The sequence below is a fragment of the Methylocapsa sp. S129 genome (assembly GCF_009765995.1).
Lineage (GTDB): Bacteria > Pseudomonadota > Alphaproteobacteria > Rhizobiales > Beijerinckiaceae > Roseiarcus.
The window spans coordinates 31232-54940 of record NZ_LMUI01000008.1 but is presented as its reverse complement, the minus strand read 5'-3'; the positions used below and the strand labels follow the sequence as shown (position 1 = coordinate 54940).

Below are 23709 nucleotides of genomic sequence, written 5' to 3'. Positions count from 1 at the left end.
AAAGCGGGCGCCTCGCCGAGCGAGTTGCTCGAGGCGCGCCTGTGCTCCTCGACCCTTGAGGAACAGGTCGGCATAGGCGCCTGGAATGGGCGCGCCAGGCGCGGTCATGCCAGGCGCCTTCTTGATTAGAACAATTATAAAAATGCAATTTTTACATTGGACTAATTCTAATACAGTAATTTGAAGCTTAGCGCCATTCTAAAGTGTCGTATATTCGTTGACACACTGCACATGCGACTGATTATTGCAGCCGATATCCGACATTCCGATACATTGGGGGTTGCGTTGCTTTTTCTTCCTGAGAGCCAATTTGACTCGACTGAACGACTCTCTGAGAGAAAACGGCGCCGTTTGACGCTGATGTGCGCCACCGCCTTGGCGGCCCTATGCGCCTCCAGCGCTTTTGCCCAGTCGTCGGCGCCCGGCGCCGCGCTTGCTCCCATCCCGGGTTCGATGCCGGTGGCGGGCAATTCGGGTGAATTCACTCAGACCCCGGTCGGGACAGGAACTGCGGCGGCTCCAGCTTCGGCGGCCAGTTCGGGCGAGTTCATTGAGCAGCCGGTTGGCGCCGGCGCTGCGACCGCCGCCTCGTCAGGCGCTGGCGGGTCAGGGCCCTTCGGCTTCCTGGCTACCGCCCCGCGCAGCTCCAATCTGCTCGGGGACATGTGGGGCCTGAGGCCGATGCTGGCCAAATATGGCATGACGCTCAACATCACCGAGACAAGCGAGGTTCTTGGCAATGTGAGCGGCGGCCAGCGTCAAGGCTTTGACTATGACGGCCTGACGACAGCCACTCTCCAATTGGATACGCAGCGCGCGTTCGGTCTTTACGGCGGCCTGTTCAATGTCAGCGCCTTGCAGGTGCATGGCAGAAGCCTGAGCGCCGACAATCTTTTGACCCTGCAAACGGCGAGCGGCATCGAAGCTGACCGCTCGACCCGTCTATGGGAGCTCTGGTATCAGCAGAAAATGTTCGACGACAAGGTCGACATCAAGATCGGCCAGCAGAGCCTCGACAATGAGTTCATGGGCAGCGCGAACGCCGGCTATTTCGTTAACACGATGTTCGGCTGGCCAATGCTGCCTTCGGCCGACCTGCCCGGCGGCGGCCCCGCTTATCCGCTTTCGGCTTTGGGCGTGCGCGCAAGGGTGCATGTGACCGATTCGGTCACCCTTCTCGCTGGCGTCTTCAACGGCAGTCCGGTTTCCAACAATTCCGGCGATCCGCAGATGCGCAATCCGTCCGGAACGAGCTTCCCGCTCAATGGGGGCGCGCTCGCGATCGCCGAATTGCAATTCGCTTATCCCTCCTCCGGCACGCTCGTCCAGGCCAACGAGACGGACCCGCTTTCGCGCACTTACAAGATCGGCATGTGGTACGACAGCGAAAACTTCGCCGATCTGCACTACGACAACACCGGTCTATCGCTCGCCAATCCGGCGAGCGATGGAATCGCTGCGACCCATCGCGGCAATTACGCATTCTACGCCGTCGCCGATCAGATGATTTATCGCTTTCAAGACGATCCCGACCGCAACATCAACGTCTTCGTTCGCCCGATGTTCTCGCCGTTGCAGGATCGCAACCTCATCAGTTTCAGCCTGAACGCAGGCCTCACCATGCATGAGCCATTTTTCGGGCGCGACGACGATACTGCAGGCCTCGGCATGGGCTTTGCGCGGGTCAGCAATAGCGCCACGGGCCTCGACGTCGATACCGCCGTCTATAATCCAGGCGTCTATTCGCCCGCGCGCCACAACGAGACCTTCCTTGAGGCGACCTATCAATATCAGGTCATGCCGTGGTGGCAGATCCAGCCGGACATTCAATATGTCTTCAATCCTGGAGGCGGAATCGTTAATCCGAACAATCCGACCCAAAAGGTGAAGAACGAAGCGGTCCTCGGCATACGCACCAACATCACTTTCTAGAACGCCCTCCGCGCGCGTGAAGAAGACAGAGACGAGGAAACTACAATGCTGAATATTGGACGAAGCAGCGCCATGGGCGTCATTGCGTGTGCGGTCGGATTATCTGTCATCGGCGCGGTTCCCGCGCGCGCGCAGAACGTGCTTGAGGGCCTGCACCGTCACCCAACGCTGACTTCCACGATTACCGACAATGGCGATCTCAATCCTTATGCCGTCGTTGTCGCGCCCGCCTCGTCCGGCAAGATTCAGAAAGGCGACGTGCTGGTCGATAATTTCAACAATTCGTCGAACCTGCAGGGCACCGGCGGGACGATCATCGACTTCAATCCGTCGACGAGGTCGACGACGCTCTTCGCCAAACTGCCGCAGCATCTGCCACAATGCCCGGGCGGCATCGGCCTTACGACGGCGATGACCATGCTGAGCAGCGGGTGGGTGATTGTCGGCAGCACGCCGAGCACCGACGGCACGACGGCGACCAAGGGCAATGGTTGCTTCTTGGTGTTCGATTCCAATGGACAACTCGCCACCATATGGTCGGGCTCGCATATCAACGGTCCCTGGGGCAATATGGCCGTCATCGACAATGGTTCGAAGGCGACCCTGTTCGTCAGCATGTCAGGCTACGACCTTCCTGACCCTTCCAAGCTCGATCCCGCCACCGGCCTGCCTGTCGTCATCAACAAGGCGACGGTGCTGCGCATTCAACTGGCGATTCCGGCGAGCGGGCCGCCGAAAGTCACCAGTCAGACCGTTATTGCGAGCGGCCTCGCCCAGCGCGCCGACAAGGATGTTTTCCTGATTGGACCGACCGGCCTCGCGCTGATCGGCGGCACGCTCTATGTGTCGGATGCGATCGAAAACCGCATTATTGCGATTCCCGATGCGGCGACGCGCGGGGGCAGCGCTGGAGCCGGCCGCACGGTAACCAAGGACGGCCTGCTGCAGCGCCCGCTTGCGCTCGCCGCGACGGGTAGCGGCCATATCCTGGCCTGCAACGGCAAGAATGGCCAGGTTGTCGAGTTCGATCCGGCGTCGGGCAAGCAATTGGCGGCGCAATGGATCGATTCCAACCAGGCGCAATCCCCGCCTGGCAACGGCGACCTGTTCGGCCTCGCCATGGCGCCGGACGGCAGCGGCTTTTATTACGTCGAGGACGACACCAACATGCTGGCCAAGGCGACGCCATGACGGAACGCGATCGAGACCGGCCAAAGGCGACGCGCCGAGGCTTTCTTGCGGCGACGGCGGGACTGGCCGCCGTCGCCGGCTCGCATTTTCCCGCAACCCCGGCGCTGGCCGCCGCGCAGGAGGCCGGCGCTCAGACGCCTGATGCTACGGAGCCCTTCTGGGGCGCTCGTCAGGGCGGCATCGTGACATCAGCCCAGGCGCAGACTTATCTCGCGGCTTTCGATCTCACGACAGCCAAACGCGCCGATGTCGAAAAACTATTGCGCCAATGGACCGAAGCCGCCGCTTTGCTGAGCATCGGCCAGCCGGTGGATATCGCCGCCGAAGGCGATTACGCGGCTGAACCCGATCCCGCAGATGTGCTCGGCTTGTCGCCGTCGCGCTTGACGCTGACTTTCGGCTTTGGGGCCGGGCTCTTCGTCAAGGACGGACACGACCGCTACGGCCTTCGCGCCCATCGGCCGGAGGCCTTCGTCGACCTGCCCAATTTCCCCGGCGAGCAATTGGCGCCGGCGCGCACGGGCGGCGACCTGCTCGTGCAAGCTTGCGCCGACAATCCGCAGGTCGCCTTCCACGCCGTCCGCCAATTGGCGCGCCTCGCCTATGGCGTCGCGCAGATCCGCTGGGTCCAGGCCGGTTTCATCTCGGACTATGGCGCCAAGCGAACGCCGCGCAATTTGATGGGCTTCAAAGACGGCACCGGCAATCCCCCGACGAACGATCCCAAGGAGATGGACGCGGTCGTATGGGCCGGAGACGAGGCGCCGCCATGGATGCGCGGCGGCAGCTATCTCGTCGTCCGGCGCGCCCGTATCGCTCTCGAACATTGGGATCGCGTACAGGTCGCGTTTCAAGAACAGACTTTCGGGCGCAAAAAACTCTCGGGCGCGCCGCTCGGCGCCGATGGAGAATTTGATCCGATCGACCTTGACGCCAAGGATCCCGACGGCAATCCGGTCGTCCCGGAGAATTCGCATGTCCGGCTGGCCCATCAGGCGAGCCTTGAAGGTTCGCGCGTCCTGCGGCGCTCCTATTCCTACAATGATGGAGCGAATATCACGGCCGAACGCTGGCCGCCGTGGCGCCAGGGCATGGAATTCGACGCCGGGCTTATCTTCATGTGCTACCAGCGCGATCTGCGCACCGGCTTCATCAAGATTTTCGAGAGAATGTCGCGCTTCGACATGATGAACCAGTTTGTCACCAATACGGGAGGCGGCCATTTCGCTTGTCCGGCCGGCGCCGCCAAGGGCGAGTTCATCGGCCAGCGGCTGTTCGAGGCGGCCGCGTAGTCAGCGGCTCGCACTCACACGCTTTCCTCGCAACAAGGAGACAATCGTGACCCTTTCAATTCGTGACGTCGCTTTCATTCTGGCGTTCGGCATGGCGGCTGCGGGCGCCGCGCGCGCCGACGACCTCGCCACCTATTCGCTAACGCTGAAGAACCATCGCTTCACGCCCACCGAAATTCACGTCCCAAGCGGCAAGCCGTTTTTCATCATCGTCACCAATCAGGACGATACGGCCGACGAATTCGAAATGAGCAACCCGGCGATCGAAAAGGTGATCCCGCCTGGCGATCAGGGCAAAGTGAGGATGCGGCCGCTTGGTCCAGGCCGTTTTCCCTTCTTTGGCGACTTCCATCGGGAAACGGCGCAGGGCGTGATCGTTTCGGAGTAACAGGCATGCTGGCGGCGTTGATTATCGTCTTTCGTGAGGTCTTCGAGGCGGGCCTGGTGGTGGGCGTCGTCCTCGCGGCGACGCGAGGCATCGCCGGACGCGGCTTCTGGGTCAGCGCGGGACTCGTTGGCGGCCTGGCGGGCGCCTGTCTGGTCGCCGCTTTCGCGGGACAGATCGCAGGGCTCTTCCAGGGCTCCGGTCAGGAAACACTGAACGCGGCCGTGCTCCTCATCGCCGTTGCGATGCTCGGCTGGCACAATGCATGGATGGCGAGCCATGGCCGCGAACTCGCCAGCAATCTGAAGGCCGTGGGACGCGACGTCGCCGAAGGGCGGCGGCCTCTTACGGCTCTCGCCGTCGTTTGCGGCGTCGCCGTCCTGCGCGAAGGCTCAGAAGTCGTGCTGTTCCTCTATGGCGTCGCGGCCGGAGGCGGCGCGACGGCGATCGATATCGTCGTCGGGGGCGCCCTCGGGATTCTCGGCGGCAGTCTGGTTTCCGCTCTCCTCTATCTCGGCCTGATCGCCATCCCGCTGCGCTATCTGTTCGGCGCTCTGACGACCCTGATCATGCTGCTCGCTGCGGGCCTAGCGGCGCAAGCGGTCAATTTTCTTCAACAGGGCGGCTGGCTTGAGGCCTGGTCCGATCCGATCTGGGACACGTCGGCCATCCTCTCGCAGGACAGCATCCTCGGCCGCATCCTCCATACGCTGATCGGCTATATGGACCAGCCGACAGGCATGCAGCTCATCGCTTACGCCGCGACTATTCTAGCGATGCTGGCGCTCATGCAGGCGGCTGGAATGTCCACGCGCCAACGTCGGGCGTCGAGCGCATCCGCCGCGTCGTAACGATCGGAGGATTCGTTATCGTCAGTGCGGGGTCTGCACGCTCTGCGTGCTCTGGAGAAACCCGTTGCGCGCGGTGATCTGGCCGGAAGCGTCGGTGAATTGCTTGCCGTCGCCGAGTTGAACCGTCGGCATGCACTGGGGTGTGCAGGAGTAGGACTCGCGCTCCATTCCGCGTTGCACGATGAGCACCGAACCGGTCGGCACGACGCGGATGGTTTTCTCGTCAAGAACGTTGCCCTGCCCATCGAGCGCAATCAGATTGGTCTCGCCGAATCCCTTGCCGGTCACCACCATCGCGCCCGATCCCTTAAGCATCGTGACATCGGCGACAATGGGATTGCCGATGACGAGGGTGACGGTTCCATCAGGGATGCGGGCGATCTTCGCCTCGTCAATCGTGACGCTCAGCATAGCGGCGGCGGCCGCCGCGCTCGCCGCCGTTTGCGCGCCGGCCAGCCCGAAGCTCAATACAAGGGCGAACGACAGAAGCGAACGACGGAACATCGAATCTGAGCCTTTCAGAGGGCTAACGCGGACGCACGAGCCCTTTGCCATTGGACGCGGCGCCTTTGGGCCAGCTTCACCCTGAAATGGTGAAAGAACCCTGAACAATCGCGATTTTTCATCGCCACGCGGCCCTCGGCGCACCGTTTTACCCGGACAATGCGCGCGCCCCAGTTGCGATATCGGATGTTTGCGGCCAAAACAGGCGCCGATCGAGAGGATCCCCTATGACGAGCCGATTTGTCGACGCGATGGCCACGCTGCCGCTGGTGGCGATCCTACGCGGAATCACGCCCGCTGAATCGCCCGCCATCCTGCGGGCGCTGGTCGGCGAGGGCTTTTTGCTGATCGAGGCGCCGCTCAATTCGCCCGAACCTTATGAAAGCATCCGAGCGATGCGCGCGATCGCGCCGCCCGAGGCGCTTGTCGGGGCCGGCACGGTGAAGACGCCCAGCGAGGTCGAAGCGGTCGCCACGGCTGGCGGCGACTTGATTGTCATGCCGCATGCCGATGTCGCGATCATCGCGGCGGCCAAGGCGCGCGGCCTGATCGCGCTGCCGGGCGTGGCGACGCCGACGGAGGCTTTTGCCGCGCTTGGCGCCGGCGCCGACGGGCTCAAGGCCTTTCCCGCTGAAATGATCACGCCTTCCATCGTCAAAGCCTGGCGCGCGGTCATTCCCGCCAGCGTCCCAATCATGCCGGTGGGCGGAATCACGCCCGACAATATGGCGCCCTATCTGGCGGCGGGCGCCAATGGCTTTGGCCTCGGATCGGCGCTCTATCGCCCTGGCGACAGCGCGGCGCGCGTGGCGGAGAAGGCCGCGGCTTTTGTCGCGGCCTGGCGCAGGCTGAAAGGCTGAAAGCGCCCGCTCACTCGTGCATGGCGAAGATCGAGGCTCCTTGATCGGCGCGGCATACCGTGGCGCGGAAGGCGGAGAAAAGTTCGCGCCCGATGCCCGTATGCGAGGCCGACAGATCGTGATCCTCGTTCGCTCTCGCCGCCCATTCCGCCGCATCGACGAGCACTTCGAGGCGACCGTTCGGCGCATCGAGACGGATGAGGTCGCCATCGCGGATCTTCGCGATGGCGCCGCCATTCGCCGCCTCCGGCGTCACATGGATAGCGGCGGGAACCTTGCCCGACGCGCCTGAGAGGCGCCCGTCCGTCACCAGCGCCACCTTGAAGCCGCGATCCTGCGCGATGCCGAGCGGCGGCATCAGTTTATGCAATTCGGGCATGCCATTGGCGCTCGGCCCTTGAAAGCGCACGACAGCCACGCAATCGCGGAACAATCCGCCCGCCTTGAACGCCGCGTGCAGTTCTTCCTGGCTATGAAAAACCTGGGCCGGCGCCTCGATCACATGGCGCTCGGGCGCGACGGCGGAAGTCTTGATGACCGCGCGGCCAAGCGGCCCGTCGAGCACGCGCAAGCCGCCTGTGCTCTGGAACGGATGCTCCGCGCCGCGCAGCACGGTCTCGTCGTGGCTCTTTGAGGCCGCCTCGCGCCAGACGACTTCTCCCTCTTCGCCGAGACCCGGCTCGACGACGTAATCGCCGAGCCCTTCGCCCCACACCGTCCGGACGTCGCGATGCAACAACCCGGCGCCCAGCAGCGACCGGATCAACACGGGCATGCCGCCCGCCGCCTGAAAATGATTCACGTCGGCTTTGCCGTTGGGATAGATGCGGGTCAGCAGCGGCACGACCTCCGCCAGATCGGCAAAATCGTCCCAGTTGAGCGCGATTCCAGCCGCCGCCGCCATCGCGATCAGATGGATCGTATGGTTGGTCGATCCGCCTGTGGCGTGCAGTCCGACGACTCCGTTCACCACGGCCCGCTCGTCGATGATATGGCCGATCGGCGTGTAGGAATTGCCCTGCGCAGTCAGAGCCAGCGCACGCCGCACGCCCGCTTCGGTCAGCGCGTCGCGCAGCGGCGTATTCGGATTGACGAAAGATGCGCCGGGCAGATGCAGGCCCATGATTTCCATCAGCATCTGATTGGTGTTGGCGGTGCCATAAAACGTGCAGGTGCCCGGTCCGTGATAGGCTTGGGCCTCGGCCTCCAGCAATGCGGCGCGGCTGATCTTGCCCTCGGTGAAAAGCTGGCGGGTCTTCGATTTCTCGTCGTTGGACAGACCCGAGGTCATCGGGCCCGCCGGCAGAAACACCGCCGGCAAATGGCCGAACGAAAGCGCCCCGATCAGCAAGCCCGGCACGATCTTATCGCAGACCCCGAGATAAACCGCGGCGTCGAACATCTGATGCGACAGCGCGACCGCCGTCGAAAGGGCGATCACGTCGCGCGAGAACAGCGACAGCTCCATCCCCGCCTCGCCCTGGGTGACGCCATCGCACATCGCCGGCGCGCCGCCGGCCACCTGCGCGGTGCCGCCCGCCTCGCGCGCGATGCGCTTGATGATTTCGGGGAAACGCTCGAAAGGCTGATGCGCCGACAGCATGTCGTTATAGGTCGTGACGATCGCCAGATTTGGCCCCTCGCCGTCGCGGATCGCTTCCTTATCGGCGGGCCCGCAAGCGGCGAAGCCGTGGGCGAAATTGGCGCAGCCCAGGCGCTTGCGCGTCGGCGCTTTCGTCGCGTACCTGTCGATGCCGTCGAGATAGCGGCGGCGGCTATCGCGACTGCGCCGCGCGATTCGCTCGGTGACTTCGCCAATACGGGATTGAAGGGTCGCGATCATAGCTGCACCTTTCGGCATCGAGCGCCCCAGCGGGGTGTGAAAAACACTTGTGGCCGACAGCGCCGTGCGGAGCAAGGGCGCTGGCGCCTAAACGATCGGCGCCATGCCGCCCAATGCCGCAACGGCTCTCGGCCGCCGCTTCCGCGCCGCAATTGCATCGCGAATTTGCCAGACTGGCGCCGCGAAATGCGACAATCAGCTCTTGCGCCCCGCGATCGGTCTCACACCAAAGGACGGCTTTATGCGCACCATCTTTTCACTTTCCGCGTGCTCTTTCGTCGCGCTCCTCTTCGCGGCGCCAGCCTTGGCGGGAGAAATTGAGGTCGCTTCCAAGATCGATTCGGTGACCGTCTATCCTGACGCGGCGATCATTTGGCGTATCGCCGAAGTCGATCTGCCGCCGGGCGAGAGCGTGCTGACTTTCAGAAACCTGCCGCTCGCGCTCGACCCCGCATCCCTCAGGCTGGACGGTGAGGGATCGGCGAAAGTGACGATTGGCGCGGTGGACACGCAGGTTGCCCCCGCCGAGATCGGGGCGCCCGACAATTCCATCGAGGCCAAATTGACGAGTCTGCGCGCGGAAAAGGAGGGCTGGCAGTCAACCATTGATGCGCTGGCCGCCAAGCGCGCCATGATCATACGATTTTCACAGTCTGGACCGGAAAAACTATCGTCGGAAGCCAAGCCGCTCGATATCGGCCAGTGGAACGGCGCCTGGGATATGGTCGCCGTCGGCCTCGCCAAGCTTGGCGACGACCTGCGCCCCGCGGTCGCCAAGGCGCGCCAACTGGATGATCAGATCAAATCGCTGGAGGCGCAGAGCCAACGGCCCGTCGAGGGACAAGGCGCGCAACGCAGCGCAACGGTGACGGTCACGGTTGATTCGCAGACGCAAGCGCGGATCAAACTGTCCTATCGCATCGGTGGGGTCGGCTGGCGTCCGACCTACGACGCATCGCTCGATACGACGGCGGGCGCCAAGACGCTTTCGCTGACAAGGCGCGCCAGTCTGACGCAGCACACGGGTGAAGACTGGAGCGACGTCGCGCTCATCGTCTCGACCGCGCGGGTCGCGCGCGCCTCCGACATACCCGACGTCGAACCGCTGAAGATCGATTTCTGGCAACCGCCCGAGCCCGATAGCGCGGCGCCGCTCGACGGCGCGATGCCGAAAGCGCCGATGGCGCGCGCCGCCCCGACCGTGGAATCCATGCCATCGCCGCCGCTCATGCCGAAGCTGGCCCAGCAGGTGAAGGCCGAGGAGGTCGTCTCGCAAACCGAATCGGGCGCCTATAGCGCGGAATTCAAGACGCCGGGTCGCGTCAGCCTCGCGAGCGGCGGCGCGCAAAAGTCGTTCGTCCTGACGCGCGTCTCCGCTCAGCCGACGATTCTCGTGAAAGCCGCGCCAGGGCTCGATCAGACCGCCTATCTTCAGGCTCATTTCGTCGACGCCGAAGAAGCCCCATTGTTGCCTGGCGAGGTCGCTTTGCATCGCGACGGGGCGTTCGTCGGCCAGAGCCGCATGGCCTTCGTCGCGCCGGGCGATGGACTCGATATGGGTTTTGGCGCCGACGACAAAATCAAGATTCAGCGCGCGCCCGTCAATCGCAAGGAAAACGAGCCGACCTGGTACAATCAGACCAAAATCGAGACGCGGGAATTCAAGACGACCGTCAGGAACCTGCACGACTTTCCGGTCAAGGTTCAGGTGATCGACAGGCTGCCGATTTCGGAGAATACCGCCATCACCGTCGAAATGCTGCCAACAACGACCCCACCGACCGAAAAGCAGATTGCCGACAAGCGCGGCGTCATGAGCTGGACGCTGGATCTCGCCCCAAATGAGGCCAAGGACATTCGCCTCGTCTATCGCCTCAAGTGGCCGGCCGATCGCGATGTGACGATGGGAGGCGCGTCAATCAGCGCCAATGAGCAATAAGACGCCGATCGACGGCGTCTCAACCTGACTTCTGGACGCGCGATTGGGCGAGCGCAAAGGCAAAGGCGCGTTGACGACGCGCCGCGTTTGCGCTGACATTCGCGACGGGCGCCGAGCTCCCGGAAGCGACCCGGCTTGGCGACGGGTGAGCATGGGGGTCGAGGACCGGCTGGTAATGCGCGCCGCGCTCCTCTCGCGCGCCGGTCAATGCGCCGATCACGCGACGCGCGGCCGCCGGGTTCAATCCGTCCGTAAGGCGGATCAGCGAACCGATGCGCACGTAATCGCCCGAAATCAGGATTCGAACGACGGAATCCTGGGGCGCGTCGAGCGCCTTGACCGCAACCGCCAAGGGCTCGCCGGAGGGCTCCCTGGCGATCCGTTCGGCAAGATCGCGGCTGCATCCGAGCGCTTGAGCCAATACATTGATGAAAAGCTCGGGCTGCCGGGCGAGCGCATGTCGTTCGAGACGGGCGAGCGCTTCATCGCGATCGGGCTCTTGGCGCGCGACGCTTGCTCTCGCCAGCTCCGCGCGCTGTGCGGCGGCCAAAATCGCGGCGCGCTGCTCGGAGGAAGCCAACAGGAATAAGGATGCTGCATCGATGCCGCCCGGCGGGCGCGACAGCAGGGCGTCGGCGAGCGGCCTTTCCCGCTCAGCGCGCCGCGCCAGCGCGGCGCATGCCTGCGCATCAAGCGGAGCGGCGGCATTGGCGGCAAGCGCGAGCGCAATGCCGGGCTCCGGCCGCAGGCTCAATGTGGCGACCAATTCGGCGTCAAGGTCCACCCGTCTGGCGAGCGCACAGGCTCGGCTCTCATTGCCCGATGCGGCGGCGACAAGGCGATCGCGCGAGAGCGGCGCGCATTCGAGCAGATGGAGCGCGCCCTCGCCGCCCATTTCCTCGAGCATTTCTAGCGCGCGCGGCGGGGCCATGGGGTGACAGGCGAGTTTCCGAGCGACAATGAGACGAGTGAAGGGATCCGCTCGGGCGATCAGCCGCAGCATGGTCTTTTCAAATTGCGCGAGCTGCTGGATGGAATGGTCCTGCCGCGAGATGAAATGGTCCGTCGTGATGCGCAGCAGGATTCGCCGGGACTCGGCGTTGTCGGCGGTCCTGAGAGACGCCAGGAACGGCAGAGAGGTGGATTCTTGATGCAACATGGTCGCTTGGAGCCCATTAACGATGGCGTTGAATATTCAAATTACCTCCATTGCGTTGACCAAGTGTTAACCTTCCCCCAGCGTAAATGGGCTGTGGGGCGCGTCTTTTGATCGGAGCCGCTCCGGAGCATAGTCATGGGCGACTTGATATTATTTCGACCGTCCCCGAACGCCACGCGCTCAAACACCGCGGCGGCGCCCTCGCAAGACGCGCGCATCCTTTTTTTCACGGGCGTTCGCTATAAGCGGGAGACAGAGCCGACCCCCGCCGCGGCCGAGCAGGACGCCCCGCCGAAAGGCGGGATGGACGGAACGGGCGGCGGCCGGCGCAAGCGCCGAGGCTAGCGGCGAACCCGACATGAGGCGCATACCGGAGCGCTAGAACTCTTCCCAGTCCCGCTCCATCGCCGGCTCCGCGCGGCGGCGGGCGGCGGAACCCTGGCGCGCGGAAACGACTTTCAGCGCCGCCCGTGGAATATTCGCGGGCGCTCGGGAGCGTCGCGTCGCATCGACCGTCGCGACTCGGCCGATCTGGAAGCGGCCGATCATCTTCTGCAAGTCCTCGCTCTCCCGCGCGAGCGAATGAGCCGCCTTCGTCGATTGCGCGACGATCGCGACGTTCTGGCGCGTCACCTGATCCACCTGGCTCATCGACGTATTGACTTGCTGGAGACCAACGGCTTGCTCCTGAGAGCTTGCCGCGATCGCTGAGACGACCTCATTGATCTCGGACACCTGGATCACAATACGCTCCAACGCGGCGCCGGCTTTGGTCACGAGATCGACGCCTTGATCGACCTGCGCGTTGGAGTTCGAAATCAAGCCCTTGATTTCCTTGGCGGCGGCGGCCGACCGCTGCGCCAGAGCGCGGACTTCCGATGCGACGACCGCGAAGCCGCGACCAGCGTCGCCCGCCCTGGCCGCCTCTACGCCGGCATTGAGCGCGAGCAAATTGGTCTGGAAGGCGATCTCGTCAATCACGCCGATGATCTGACTGATCTGCTTGGACGATTTGTCGATTCCATTGATCGCCGCGATCGCCTCGCTCACCACGATTCCGCTCTTTTCGGCATCCGCCTTCGCCGCGGCCACCACGTCGCGGGCCTGATTGGCGCCTTCGGCCGTCCTGCGCACGGTTGAGGTGATCGCGCCCAGAGCCGCAGTGGTTTCATCGAGATCGGCCGTCTGACGCTCGCTATGTCTAGAGAGTTCCTCGGTCGTGGCGGCGATTTCGGTTGCGCCTCGATCGATGGTCTCCGACGTCATGACGATATTGAGCAAGAGTTCCTGCAAGCCATGCGCGGCGGAATTGAAATTCAACCGCAGCTCGTCCGCCGCTTCCGGCAAAGGCGTCTCGACCCGCGCCTCCAAATCTCCGCGCGCCAGCCGATCGAGGCCTGCGCCCAGGGAGGACCTGATGGTGTCGAGATTATGCGCTTGCGCTTCGCGCTGGGCCTCGACGGCCGCCTCGGCCTCCTTCAGAGCTGTCAGATCTTGAAGCGTTTCGATCACGCCGACCAATTCGCCGCTAGGGTCGCGGACCGGACCAGCGTCGATGGCCAGATAGCAGCGCGTGCCGATCGGCAGATCGCACCAGTTCTGAGCCTTCATTCGCCCATGACTGGAGGCCTGCTTGTCATGCGCGACATAGAGGGCGCCGACTTCCGCGCCCCCGCCCGTGAGCACGAGGTCAGCGAGGCAGGGCCGGGCGGCTGTGTAGAATCCCTTCCAGTGGTTCTTGGTGCCAAGGACGCTGGACGCCGAAAGACCGGTGAGTTTCTCGCACGCTTCGTTCCAGACGATCACATTGCCATCACGGTCGAGTACGAACAGCGGCACGACCATGTGCTCAATAAGGCTCATGACAAATTGAGGATTTCCAAGAGATTGGGCGTGGGATCGTCGTTTCTTGTCCGATCGGAACAAATTGCTCAGCCGACCCATCCCGGCGGTCCCCCATTGGCGGTAGCTTAAGAACATCGCCCAACATGGTAACCCAAAGGTATAAGCAATCCCTTAAACGGGCGGCTCGCGATGGCGCCTCTATCTTCTATTCGGTCACGCCGAAGCGGAAATTCCACTTGACCACCTCCGCCCAAACCCGTATCGCCCGCAGCGGGACACCTCTCCCCAACGAGAGGCGCTCATCTGAAAGGATGGCACATGACGAATGCTCCGGCCGCGCGGCCGAATAATGCGCGTTTTTCTTCCGGCCCTTGCGCCAAACGGCCCGGCTGGACCCCCCAAGTTCTTAACGACGCGGCTCTCGGCCGCTCTCACCGCGCCAAGCTCGGCAAGGCTAAACTCAACCTCGCCATCGACTTGACGCGCGAAGTTCTGCGCGTTCCCGCCGATTATCGCATCGGCATTACCGCAGGCTCGGATACGGGCGCCGTTGAAATGGCGCTGTGGTCGATGCTGGGCGCGCGCCCGGTCGATGTCCTCGCCTGGGAGAGCTTTGGCGAGGGCTGGGTTTCCGACATCATCAAGGAATTGAGGCTCGGCGATGCGCGCGCGCTCAAGGCGCCCTATGGCGAGCTTCCAGATCTCGGAAAGGTCGATTTCAATCATGACGTCGTCTTCACCTGGAATGGCACCACTTCGGGCGTGCGCGTCGCCAATGCGCAGTGGATCGCTGCCGACCGCGCGGGCCTGACAATATGCGACGCGACCTCGGCCGCTTTTGCGCAGGACCTCGACTGGGCCAAGCTCGACGTCGTCACCTTCTCCTGGCAGAAAGCGCTGGGGGGCGAAGCGGGACATGGCATGATCGTGCTGAGCCCGCGCGCGGTCGAACGGCTGGAGACTTACAAGCCGGCATGGCCGTTGCCCAAGCTCTTCCGCATGACCAAAGGCGGCAAGCTGATCGAAGGCATATTCGAGGGCGAAACGATCAACACCCCGTCGATGCTTTGCGTCGAAGATTATATCGACGCGCTGCAATGGGCGAAGACGATCGGCGGATTGGACGCGCTGATCGGGCGCGCGGACGCCAATTTCAAGGCGATCGCCGATTGGGCGGCCAAAACCCCATGGGTCGATTTCCTCGCCAAGGTTCCCGCGACTCGTTCGAACACCAGCGTTTGCCTGAAAGTGGTCGATCCTGAAGTCACGTCCTTATCCGCGGACGCTCAAGCGGCGTTCGCCAAGGGTCTTGCGGGCCTGCTCGAAAAGGAGAAGGTCGCGCTCGACATCGGCGCCTATCGCGATGCGCCTCCAGGTCTACGCATCTGGTGCGGCGCCACGGTCGAGACGTCCGATGTCGAGGCGTTGACCCACTGGCTCGACTTCGCCTTCGCGCAGGAAAAAGCCAAGCTCGCCAAAGCGGCCTAGCCCCCCTTCTCCCGCTCGCGGGAGAAGGCGTCATGCGAAGCATGACGGATGAGGGCGGCAGCCAACATTCTCGAACTTTCTCAGGGGGGCCGCCCCCACCCTGCCTGCATCCTCTGCAATCCATCAAAAACGGCGCCTATCGGCGCCGCCCTCATCCGGCGCTTCGCGCCACCTTCTCCCGCAAAGCGGGAGAACGAGAAAGAGAGACCCCATGCCCCGCGTTCTCATCTCCGACAAACTTTCTCCCGCCGCCGTCGCCATCTTCAAGGAGCGCGGCGTCGAGGTCGACGTCAAACCCGGCCTCGACAAGGAAGAACTGGCGAAAATCATCGGCGACTACGATGGCCTCGCCATCCGCTCGGCGACCAAAGTCACCGCCAAGCTTCTCGAGCAGGCCAAAAAGCTGAAGGTGGTCGGGCGCGCCGGCATCGGCGTCGACAATGTCGACATTCCCGCCGCGACCGCACGCGGCGTCATTGTCATGAACACGCCGTTCGGCAATTCGATCACCACCGCCGAACACGCCATCGCGCTGATGTTCGCGCTCGCGCGTCAGATCCCCACCGCCGACGCCTCGACCCAGGCCGGCAAATGGGAGAAGAACCGATTCATGGGCGTCGAGATCACCGGCAAGGTTCTCGGCATCGTCGGTTGCGGCAATATCGGCTCGATCGTCGCCGAGCGCGGCATTGGCCTCAAGATGCGGGTCATTGCGTTCGACCCTTTCCTGAGCGTCGAACGCGCCGAGCAGATCGGCGTCGAGAAGGTCGAACTGGACGATCTGCTGGCGCGCGCCGACGCCATCACTTTGCACACGCCGATGACCGCGCAGACGAAGAATATTCTGTCGGCCGAAAACATCGCCAAGACCAAGAAGGGCGTGCGCATCATTAATTGCGCGCGCGGCGGCCTCGTCGACGAAGTCGCTTTGCGCGCGGCGCTCGACAGCGGTCATGTCGCGGGCGCCGCTTTCGATGTTTTTATCGAGGAGCCGGCGACCGCCAATCCGTTGTTTGGGCATCCCAACGTCGTGGCGACGCCGCATCTGGGCGCTTCCACCAACGAGGCGCAGGAAAATGTCGCGCTGCAGGTCGCCGAGCAGATGTCGGACTATCTGATGCGCGGCGCCATCTCCAACGCCGTCAACTTTCCCTCGATCACGGCCGAAGAAGCGCCGCGGCTGAAACCCTTCATCGCGCTGGCCGAGAAGCTCGGCTCCTTCGCCGGCCAATTAACCGACGCGCCGATCGCCAAAATCACGATTACCTATGAAGGAGCGGTTGCGGGCCTGAAAATCAAGGCGCTGACCTCCGCCGCGGTCGCCGGTCTGTTGCGCCCCTTGCTCGCCGACATCAATGTCGTCTCCGCGCCCTCCGTCGCGGCCCAGCGCGGCATTGTGATTGAGGAAATGACGCGCGCGGTGCAGGGCGATTATGAAAGCCTGATCACTTTGTCCGTGACGACCGCCACGCAGGAGCGTTCGGTGGGCGGCACGGTGTTCCACGACGGCAAGCCGCGCATCCTTTCGATCAAGGGAATCAAGGTCGACGCCGAATTCACGCCCTCGATGATCTATGTCACCAACGACGACAAGCCGGGCTTCATTGGCCGTTTCGCCGGCCTGCTCGGCGAAGCGGGCGTCAATATCGCGACCTTCGCCCTAGGGCGCGATCAAGAGGGCGGTTCAGCCATCGCGCTCGTCGCCATCGACGGCCCAGCACCCGAGGGCGTGTTGGCGAAGGTCGGAAAGATCGCGGGCGTCAGGCAGGCGAAAGCGTTGAAATTCTGAACGGGCCAGAGAGGTTGCCAAAGGCTTGGGCGTGGGGGATCATTGCGCATGAAACGCAAGAGAACCTTCGTCAGGCTTGGCGTTGCCGCCTTTGGCTTCGCGGCCTCGCTATCCCTAGCGGACGCTGACGAAGCGGTCGCGCCACCCGCTAGTGCCCCGCCAATTTCGAACGAGGCCGTCACTTTACAAGGGTTCGGCATGCAAAATCCGCTCTGCCGGGAATGGAGCGACGGCTGCGCCATTTGTCTGCGCGACGAAAAAGGCGCCGCGCGCTGCTCGACCCCCGGCATCGCTTGTCAGCCGACGCCGATCGTCTGCCGGCAGGCGAAGGCGCAATAGACGCAGGTCATTTCCGCCACACATTGAGCGTGACATGGGCCGCCGCGTCGATGATTTGTGGGCCATCGGGGTTCAACCCCGCGTCGCTCAGCACCGAATCCGCGCTCAACCCGCGGCCGCAAGCCGCGAATAGGGATCTGCCTCGCGCCAGCCGCACGCCGCCCGCGCGCGAGAGATGGAACGCGTCATAGCCGATCGTCAAAAACAGGTCGAAGACAGCCTGCCCGCCGGGAACGGCCACGCGCCCGCCGTTCGGCAGAAGTTTCGCCGTCACGTCTCGCCACGGCGTCTTGGCGGGATTCCACCACCAGGCGTCGTCACGCTGTTCCAATCCACGCGCGGCGCTGGAGAGAATCAGCCGGCGACGGCGCTTGATATTGGCGTTAGCCTCATGACCCAGGCGGCCAAGCGCGACAATATCCGCGCGATCGAGTTCGCTCTGAAAATAGGCCCAGTCGGCGTCATTGCGTAGGGATTTTGGCGTCGCGCCGTCGGAATCGGCGATGCGATCGTCATCGGAGACGATGGCGTAGCCATGGATCTGGATTTGGAGTGAAGACATCGGGCTCCAGCAATGGCGATTCAACCCAGGGAAATGCTATATCAATGGCGACATAAACGCTGCATGAAGCTGAGAGACGCCGCCATGAATGAAGCGAACATCGCCGCGCCAGGGTCGCCGGCTCCGACCGAGCCGACCAGAATCGATCCGCGATTGCTCGAAATCCTGGTCTGCCCGGTGACGCGCGCGACGCTCGAATATGATTCGAAGAGGCAAGAGTTGATTTCCCGCGCAGCAAAACTCGCCTATCCCATCCGCGACGGCATTCCGATCATGTTGCCCGAAGAAGCGCGCGCGCTCGAAGAATGATCCTATGACCTCTTGCGTCCTCGCAGCGGGTTGATCAGTCGCTTGGCGGTCTCCCTGAGACGGCGTTTCGCCGTCTCGCCAGCCAGCCAGAGCCTCAGGCCGCGCGCGGGTCCGGGCCGCAATGCGACGATGCCATCGATAAGCGCGAGCCTTGCCGTCCACAGCCTTTCGATCATCGGATGGCCTTCGATCGCGCAGGAATCGGTTGTTGCGATCGCCGGGTCGCGCTGCTGCGCGCGCGACAATTCAAGCGTCAGTTGCAGCCCGGGCGAATATTCCGCGTAGGATTCCTCATAGGCCGTCTTCCAGTAAAAGGCGCGGTCGCCAGCGCGCAACATCACGCCTATCGCGATGGCCACGCCGTCAAGTTCAAGCAGTTGAATGGCGAGTTTGCCCTCCCCAGCCAGGCTCGCAAGCGTCGATCGCGTGAAAGCGGCAAGACCAACGTCGGCGCCAAGCGCGGTATGCTGCGCACCCTTCCATCCCTTCGCTTCAAGCGCGAGGAATTTTTCGACCGCCGCTCCGTCGCTGGCGACGCGAAATGCAACTTCGCCACGCTCCTTGAGACGGCGCATTTGCCGGCTCCATTCCTTCAACCGCTTCTTGGGCAAGGCCCCTTCAAAGCCGCGCGCAAGTTTGGCCGCGGCGGCCAGGGAGGCGCGTCCGCGTTGCCCGAACAGGTGGAATTGCGCGCTCCGGCGTGAACAAAGAGCTCGAACCGCCAGAACGGTCGGCCCCGCGACGTCGAGTGTCGGCAGGAGCAGGCCGACAATTTTCGGCCGCTCTCGCGCAAGCCAATCCATGATGGCGCCCAGCGCCTGCTCGGTCGCCTCGCGATCCAGCATCAGGGCCGCGAGCCCGGCCTGATTGCTCTGCCATGCCCGGGCCACGCCAAATCCGACCGAGATTCGCGGAAACTCCAGAACAATCGCACCGATTAATCGCTCTCTGGATTCGTCTCCCCAGACAAACAAGAGACGCAGGCGATCCGTTCGCGCGAAATGACGCAAAGCATTGAGAACGAAAGCCGGTTCGGCAAAGACATTGGCCTCGATCGCGCGGACGCTCAGATCACGCCAAGCGTTCTCAGAGGCGGCGGCGCCCTCCAGCCCCACGACTTCAACGCAAGCGCCGGACATCGAACTCCAGTCCGATCGAGCGCGCCGTCTTCACAGCTTGACCGATCCCGCGCGCAAGGCGGAAGTGAAATCCGCGGCGATCGGTCGGTAAGCGCCGATCGTCCGATCGTCGAAATAGACGGGATCGGCGCCCGGCGGAAGTTCGAATCCCTCCGCCACAAGCTCCGTCTTCTTCTGCTTGAACGTTCCAGTTGTGTCCAGATCGCGCCGGAACCGCAAAAACACCGGGCGCGCATAGGTCGGCAGATGCGCCGCTATATGGGCGCGCAGGCCCGACAGATCGAAATGATCGGCGTCGTCGACGACCATTGCGGCCATCCCCGCGCGCCCTTCATAACCAGGGACGGAGACGCCATAAACATTGGCTTCCCGCACCCCGGGAAATGTCGCGATCGCTTCGCTGACTTCTGTCGTCGACACATTTTCGCCTTTCCAGCGAAACGTGTCGCCGATGCGATCGACGAAGTAAAAATAGCCGGCCGCGTCACGGCGCAAGAGATCCCCCGTGCGAAACCAGGAATCGCCTTCGCGAAACACATCGCGCAGGATTTTGGCTTTCGTCGCCGCGGCGTCCGCATAACCGTCGAATCGGCTGGCGGGCTTGTTCGGATCGTCCAATATTTCGCCGATCGCCTCGCCAACTTCGTTGGGCGCGCATTCGATGCAACGCCCTTCCGCATTGCGCTGGTCGATGTTCTGCTCGACATCATAGGCGACGATTTTGAACGGAAAGCTTTTCTTGGCCCAGACCGGAATGCGTCCGACAGCGCCAGGATGCGAATCAAGATTGAACAACGCGACATTGCCTTCCGACGCCGCGTAAAATTCCAGAATCTGCTTGATGCCGAAACGGTCGCGGAACGGGGTGAAAATATCGGGCCGAAGGCCATTGCCAAAACAAAGCCTGATGCGGTGAGCCTTGTCGTTCGGCGTCGGAGGAGCATTGAGCAGATAGCGACACAATTCGCCGACATAGACGAACATCGTGCATTGATGACGAACGATATCGGCCCAGAAATCGCTCGCCGAAAAGCGTTCGCGAATGAAACAGGAGCCGCCGACCGACAATACGGCGCCGGTCGCCAGCACGCCGCCGGTCGAATGATACATCGGTAGGGACTGATACATGCGGTCCGAGGCTTGCGCGTTCATCACAGCGGAAAAGCCATAGATCATCCGCTGCAGCCGGGAATGGGTGATCCTGGCCGCCTTTGGCATGCCGGTCGTGCCGGACGTGTAGACATAGAGGGCGCCGTCATCGATGGTCAGCGCGACGCGCTCGCCAGGCGTCAGCGGCGCATCGGAAAAAGTCTCGATGATCTCATCGATCCGCGGCTCGGCCATTCCGGGCGGCGGCGCGCCATGCGCCAGGATAAGCAGCGGCTGGTTGAGCTGGTCCCGCGCAGTGGCGAGTTGCGGCGCCAGGGAGGCGTCGACGATCAGTGCTTTGGCGGCCGCGACATTGACGCTGTGCGCGAGCGAGGCGCCCGATACGTTGGTGTTGATGAGCGCCGTTATGAGGCCGGCGCGGGCGAGGCCGAGCCAGATCGCCAGATATTCTGGCCGGTTGGGCATGAGTAGGCCGACGACATCACCTTTGCCAAGGCCCTGGGACCGCGCCCAGCGCGCGTAACGGTTGGCGCGCCCGTTCCATTCGCGATAGGAGAAAGTCTCGCGATCGCTGAGGAGCGCAGTCTGGTCGCCGTATTGGATCGCCAATTCATCAGCAAGGTCGCAATAGGTTCGGGTCGGGTTCTTGCCGACCGGCGTAGTGCGGGCAAGGGCGCGTCTGAGGCCGCTCAAATAGGCGATTTCGCTTTTGATCCGGTCGAACAATGGTATCCGCCCCCGTTTCCGATCATCGATTCTTGGCTCGAATAGATGAACTTATTCTCTCAAATGACAAGAGCGGGCGAGAAAAAGGCCGCTTGGCAAGAACGGGTCAGGCCAGAAGCCCGCCGCGCGGCGGCGTCAGCGGACTATTGGCGAGCGCCGCCATATCCGGCGCGTCGATCCGCGGTGCGCCGCTCAGAGCGGCCCAGAGCTTGTCGACGGTTGAGCGCTCGAGACCATCGACGACCACGACGATCCTGGTCGCGCGATCTTCGTCAGGCCAACCTTTCAGGCGACGCGGCGGATGAAAGATGTGCTGGACTCCATGGATGACCAGCGGCTCAGCGGGATGCTCGGCTAGAGCGACCAATCCTTTGACGCGCAATAGCCGGGGACCGAGCGTCGCGCAAAGCAGATCGAGGAACAAAGCGAAGGCCGCAGCGCCGATCGGATCGGGCAGCCGCAGGCTGTAGGCGCCGATCGACGGGCTATGACGCCCGGCCCCCGGCGCGTTAACGCCGAACGTATCCGCGCTTTGCGCAGTCGCATGGGGATCGACGGGAGGCTGCTCGCGACCTGATGCGAGATCGCTCACGCCCTCGAAAGGGTCGAGCGCGATCAAATCAGCGGCGCGGAATTCGCCCGCCGCAATATCCAGAATCGGCGCGACCGGATTGAGTGCGCGCAGGCTTTTGGTCAGGGCTTTGAGCCTGTCGGGTCGATCCGCCGCGGCCAGAAGATCGCTCTTTGTGACCGCGAGCCGATCGGCAAGCGCGACCTGGCGCATGGATTCGCCGATGTTTTGCAAGGTCGCGGCGCCGTTGACGGCGTCGACCAAGGTGACGACGCCGGCGAGGCGATAACGCAACGCGAGTTCCGGGTCGGCCATGATGGCGCGAAGAACGGGCGCCGGATCGGCGATGCCGCTCGTTTCGATGACGATCCGATTGAACGGCGCGATCCGCCCTGCATCGCGGCGCGCCGCAAGATCATGCAAGGCATCCACAAGATCGCCGCGCAGCGAACAGCAAAGGCAGCCCGAGGACAGAAGGATGACATCTCCGTCGACCCTCTCGATCAGCAAATGATCGAGGCCGATTTCGCCCCATTCGTTGATGATGACGAGCGTGTCGGCAAGCTCCGGTTCGCGCAGGAGCCTGTTCAGAAGACTCGTCTTGCCCGCCCCCAGAAAACCCGTGACGACGCTGACGGGTATCGGCGCCGCCGACGTCACGGTCCCGTGGGGAAGAGTTTGCCGACAAACACGGGCGCGCCCGAAGGCGCGCCGGTGGGCGAACCGCCGGGGGGCTCGATCGTAACGGCATAAGTTGCATTCTCTACGATGGCGCGGTCAAACCGATTGAGGCTTGGATTGGCGGTGAGGTTCGCATTATCGATGACGCCGAGAGAACGCGGCGCGCCGAGCTTGTCGTTAATGATCCATAATTCGTAAGCCTTGTCCGGCTGCGGCGGCGCCGCGACCGGACGCACCGTTAGGTCGCGCGAGTCGAGATTGACCGTGATGATGAAGGCCGGCGAATCCGCGCTCTTCTGCAAAACGGCGACGAATTCGTGGGGCGTGGAGACGCGCGTGGACTCGCGCAGGCCGATACCGATCGCCAGCGCCGCCGCGATCGCTGAGGCGGCGATGGCGTTGAAGCGCCATCGGCGCAGGCGGCGTGTGAGATCAACCACATTGCCAGACTGCCCAGCGTTTTGAGCGCTTGCCTGGATGCGCGCCTCGATATCGCCAAGAAAATCGCGCGGCGGCGCCAGGGCCGGAATGCTCTCCGACAAGGGCGCGAGGCGCATCTCCCACGCAACGATCGCGGCGTCCAGCTCGGGTTCGCGCAGGCGACGGGCGGCAAGGCTCGCACGCTCGCCGCCATCCAGCGTGCCAAGAGCGAATTCCGCCGCGTTGAAGTCGTCGTCCGGGTTGAGGCTCATGATGACAGGCAGTCCTTGAGCTGCGCAAGGCTGCGATGCAGCCAGGTTTTGATCGTAGGGACCGGACGCTCAAAACGTTTGGAAAGAGCCTCGCGACTCGCTCCCCGATAATAGGCAAGCAAAACAATCTGGCGCTTTTCAGCGTCGAGTTGCGACAGGCAGCGCATCAGAGCCGCCAGTCGCTCGCTGCGATCGCGCGAACCAAGCGGATCGACTTCTTCGGCCGCCGGTTCAAAACTCTCCGGCATATCCTCAAGCGCCAGCGGCTTGGCGCGGCGCACTTCATCAAGCGCGCGATTGCGGGCGATCGTCGCCATCCAGGCCATGGGCGAGCCCTTCGCAGAATCGAAGTCTCCCGCCTTTTGCCAGATGCGCACATAGGCCTCCTGAAGAACCTCCCCGGCCAAATCGCTACGAGGTAGGATACGGGCGACCACCCCATAGAGTTTCGCCGAGGTCTGCCTATAGAGCGTTGCAAAAGCGGCGCGATCGCCGGCTGCGA

21 protein-coding genes are annotated in these 23709 nt (G+C 63.3%); 11 read left to right on the top strand and 10 right to left on the bottom strand.

Features of this window, described 5'->3' with window-relative positions; genetic code table 11:
- Window positions 1-360 precede the first annotated feature (360 nt).
- The 5 genes from GSQ90_RS01200 to GSQ90_RS01180 are packed head-to-tail and all read left to right on the top strand — an operon-like array spanning window position 361 to window position 5651.
- Window positions 361-1932 carry a carbohydrate porin gene (locus GSQ90_RS01200; RefSeq protein ID WP_246731378.1) on the top strand — a complete coding sequence of 524 codons (1572 nt, stop codon included), beginning with the start codon at window positions 361-363 and terminating at the stop codon, window positions 1930-1932.
- 45 nt (window positions 1933-1977) lie between these two features.
- Window positions 1978-3123 carry a hypothetical protein gene (locus GSQ90_RS01195; protein WP_210254791.1) on the top strand — a complete coding sequence of 382 codons (1146 nt, stop codon included), beginning with the start codon at window positions 1978-1980 and terminating at the stop codon, window positions 3121-3123.
- Window positions 3120-4415, top strand: a complete 1296-nt coding sequence (gene efeB / locus GSQ90_RS01190; protein ID WP_158812653.1) for an iron uptake transporter deferrochelatase/peroxidase subunit — start codon at window positions 3120-3122, stop codon at window positions 4413-4415. The genes GSQ90_RS01195 and efeB overlap by 4 nt, the downstream gene beginning before the upstream one ends.
- 46 nt (window positions 4416-4461) lie before the next feature.
- Window positions 4462-4803 carry a cupredoxin domain-containing protein gene (locus tag GSQ90_RS01185; protein WP_158812652.1) on the top strand — a complete coding sequence of 114 codons (342 nt, stop codon included), beginning with the start codon at window positions 4462-4464 and terminating at the stop codon, window positions 4801-4803.
- A gap of 5 nt (window positions 4804-4808) precedes the next feature.
- The gene (locus GSQ90_RS01180; protein WP_158812651.1) at window positions 4809-5651 is read left to right on the top strand and encodes an FTR1 family protein; all 843 of its coding nucleotides are present in this window, start codon (window positions 4809-4811) and stop codon (window positions 5649-5651) included.
- A gap of 21 nt (window positions 5652-5672) precedes the next feature.
- On the opposite strand, the gene GSQ90_RS01175 is transcribed toward GSQ90_RS01180, so the two are convergent.
- On the bottom strand, window positions 5673-6155 hold the full coding sequence (locus GSQ90_RS01175) for a pilus assembly protein N-terminal domain-containing protein (RefSeq protein ID WP_158812650.1): 483 nt from the start codon (window positions 6153-6155) through the stop codon (window positions 5673-5675).
- A gap of 227 nt (window positions 6156-6382) precedes the next feature.
- On the opposite strand from GSQ90_RS01175, the gene GSQ90_RS01170 reads away from it, so the two are divergent.
- Window positions 6383-7015: a 2-dehydro-3-deoxy-6-phosphogalactonate aldolase gene (locus GSQ90_RS01170; protein ID WP_158812649.1), complete on the top strand. Its 633-nt coding sequence runs from the start codon at window positions 6383-6385 to the stop codon at window positions 7013-7015.
- Window positions 7016-7025: 10 nt separating this feature from the next.
- Here GSQ90_RS01170 and edd read toward each other — a convergent pair whose 3' ends face one another.
- Window positions 7026-8858 carry a phosphogluconate dehydratase gene (gene edd / locus GSQ90_RS01165; RefSeq protein WP_246731358.1) on the bottom strand — a complete coding sequence of 611 codons (1833 nt, stop codon included), beginning with the start codon at window positions 8856-8858 and terminating at the stop codon, window positions 7026-7028.
- Between the two features lie 241 nt (window positions 8859-9099).
- Here edd and GSQ90_RS01160 point away from each other — a divergent pair, with 241 nt between their 5' ends.
- Window positions 9100-10797, top strand: coding sequence for a mucoidy inhibitor MuiA family protein (locus tag GSQ90_RS01160; RefSeq protein WP_158812647.1), 1698 nt, complete (start codon window positions 9100-9102; stop codon window positions 10795-10797).
- A gap of 19 nt (window positions 10798-10816) precedes the next feature.
- Here the strand turns inward: GSQ90_RS01160 and GSQ90_RS01155 are convergent, their stop codons facing one another.
- Both GSQ90_RS01155 and GSQ90_RS01150 read right to left on the bottom strand, forming a co-directional pair.
- Complete coding sequence (locus GSQ90_RS01155; protein WP_158812646.1) at window positions 10817-11956, bottom strand: DUF2336 domain-containing protein; 1140 nt, start codon at window positions 11954-11956, stop codon at window positions 10817-10819.
- 378 nt (window positions 11957-12334) lie between these two features.
- Window positions 12335-13819 (bottom strand): methyl-accepting chemotaxis protein, encoded by a 1485-nt coding sequence (locus tag GSQ90_RS01150; RefSeq protein ID WP_158812645.1) that lies wholly within the window; start codon window positions 13817-13819, stop codon window positions 12335-12337.
- A gap of 300 nt (window positions 13820-14119) precedes the next feature.
- Here GSQ90_RS01150 and GSQ90_RS01145 point away from each other — a divergent pair, with 300 nt between their 5' ends.
- The 3 genes from GSQ90_RS01145 to GSQ90_RS01135 all read left to right on the top strand — a co-directional run bounded on the left by GSQ90_RS01145 (window position 14120) and on the right by GSQ90_RS01135 (window position 17417).
- Window positions 14120-15289 carry a phosphoserine transaminase gene (locus tag GSQ90_RS01145; protein WP_158812644.1) on the top strand — a complete coding sequence of 390 codons (1170 nt, stop codon included), beginning with the start codon at window positions 14120-14122 and terminating at the stop codon, window positions 15287-15289.
- 211 nt (window positions 15290-15500) lie between these two features.
- On the top strand, window positions 15501-17078 hold the full coding sequence (serA, locus tag GSQ90_RS01140; RefSeq protein WP_158812643.1) for a phosphoglycerate dehydrogenase: 1578 nt from the start codon (window positions 15501-15503) through the stop codon (window positions 17076-17078).
- A 48-nt stretch (window positions 17079-17126) separates the two neighbouring features.
- Complete coding sequence (locus tag GSQ90_RS01135; protein ID WP_158812642.1) at window positions 17127-17417, top strand: hypothetical protein; 291 nt, start codon at window positions 17127-17129, stop codon at window positions 17415-17417.
- Window positions 17418-17424: 7 nt separating this feature from the next.
- On the opposite strand, the gene GSQ90_RS01130 is transcribed toward GSQ90_RS01135, so the two are convergent.
- Window positions 17425-17979: a hypothetical protein gene (locus tag GSQ90_RS01130; protein ID WP_158812641.1), complete on the bottom strand. Its 555-nt coding sequence runs from the start codon at window positions 17977-17979 to the stop codon at window positions 17425-17427.
- A gap of 84 nt (window positions 17980-18063) precedes the next feature.
- On the opposite strand from GSQ90_RS01130, the gene GSQ90_RS01125 reads away from it, so the two are divergent.
- A complete protein-coding gene (locus GSQ90_RS01125) occupies window positions 18064-18288 on the top strand; it encodes a Trm112 family protein (RefSeq protein WP_158812640.1) in 225 nt (74 codons plus the stop codon).
- A gap of 2 nt (window positions 18289-18290) precedes the next feature.
- Here GSQ90_RS01125 and GSQ90_RS01120 read toward each other — a convergent pair whose 3' ends face one another.
- From GSQ90_RS01120 to GSQ90_RS01100, 5 genes are all read right to left on the bottom strand, one after another.
- Window positions 18291-19427 (bottom strand): GNAT family N-acetyltransferase, encoded by a 1137-nt coding sequence (locus GSQ90_RS01120; protein WP_158812639.1) that lies wholly within the window; start codon window positions 19425-19427, stop codon window positions 18291-18293.
- A gap of 30 nt (window positions 19428-19457) precedes the next feature.
- Complete coding sequence (locus tag GSQ90_RS01115; RefSeq protein WP_246731357.1) at window positions 19458-21263, bottom strand: long-chain-acyl-CoA synthetase; 1806 nt, start codon at window positions 21261-21263, stop codon at window positions 19458-19460.
- Window positions 21264-21369: 106 nt separating this feature from the next.
- A complete protein-coding gene (locus tag GSQ90_RS01110; RefSeq protein ID WP_158812638.1) occupies window positions 21370-22494 on the bottom strand; it encodes a GTP-binding protein in 1125 nt (374 codons plus the stop codon).
- Entirely contained in the window at window positions 22491-23207 is a 717-nt protein-coding gene (locus GSQ90_RS01105; protein WP_158812637.1) for an anti-sigma factor domain-containing protein, read from the bottom strand. Before GSQ90_RS01105 ends, GSQ90_RS01110 begins: the two co-directional genes overlap by 4 nt.
- On the bottom strand, window positions 23204-23709 hold a 506-nt coding region (locus GSQ90_RS01100), incomplete at its 5' end, for a sigma-70 family RNA polymerase sigma factor (RefSeq protein WP_158812636.1). The genes GSQ90_RS01105 and GSQ90_RS01100, both read right to left, overlap by 4 nt.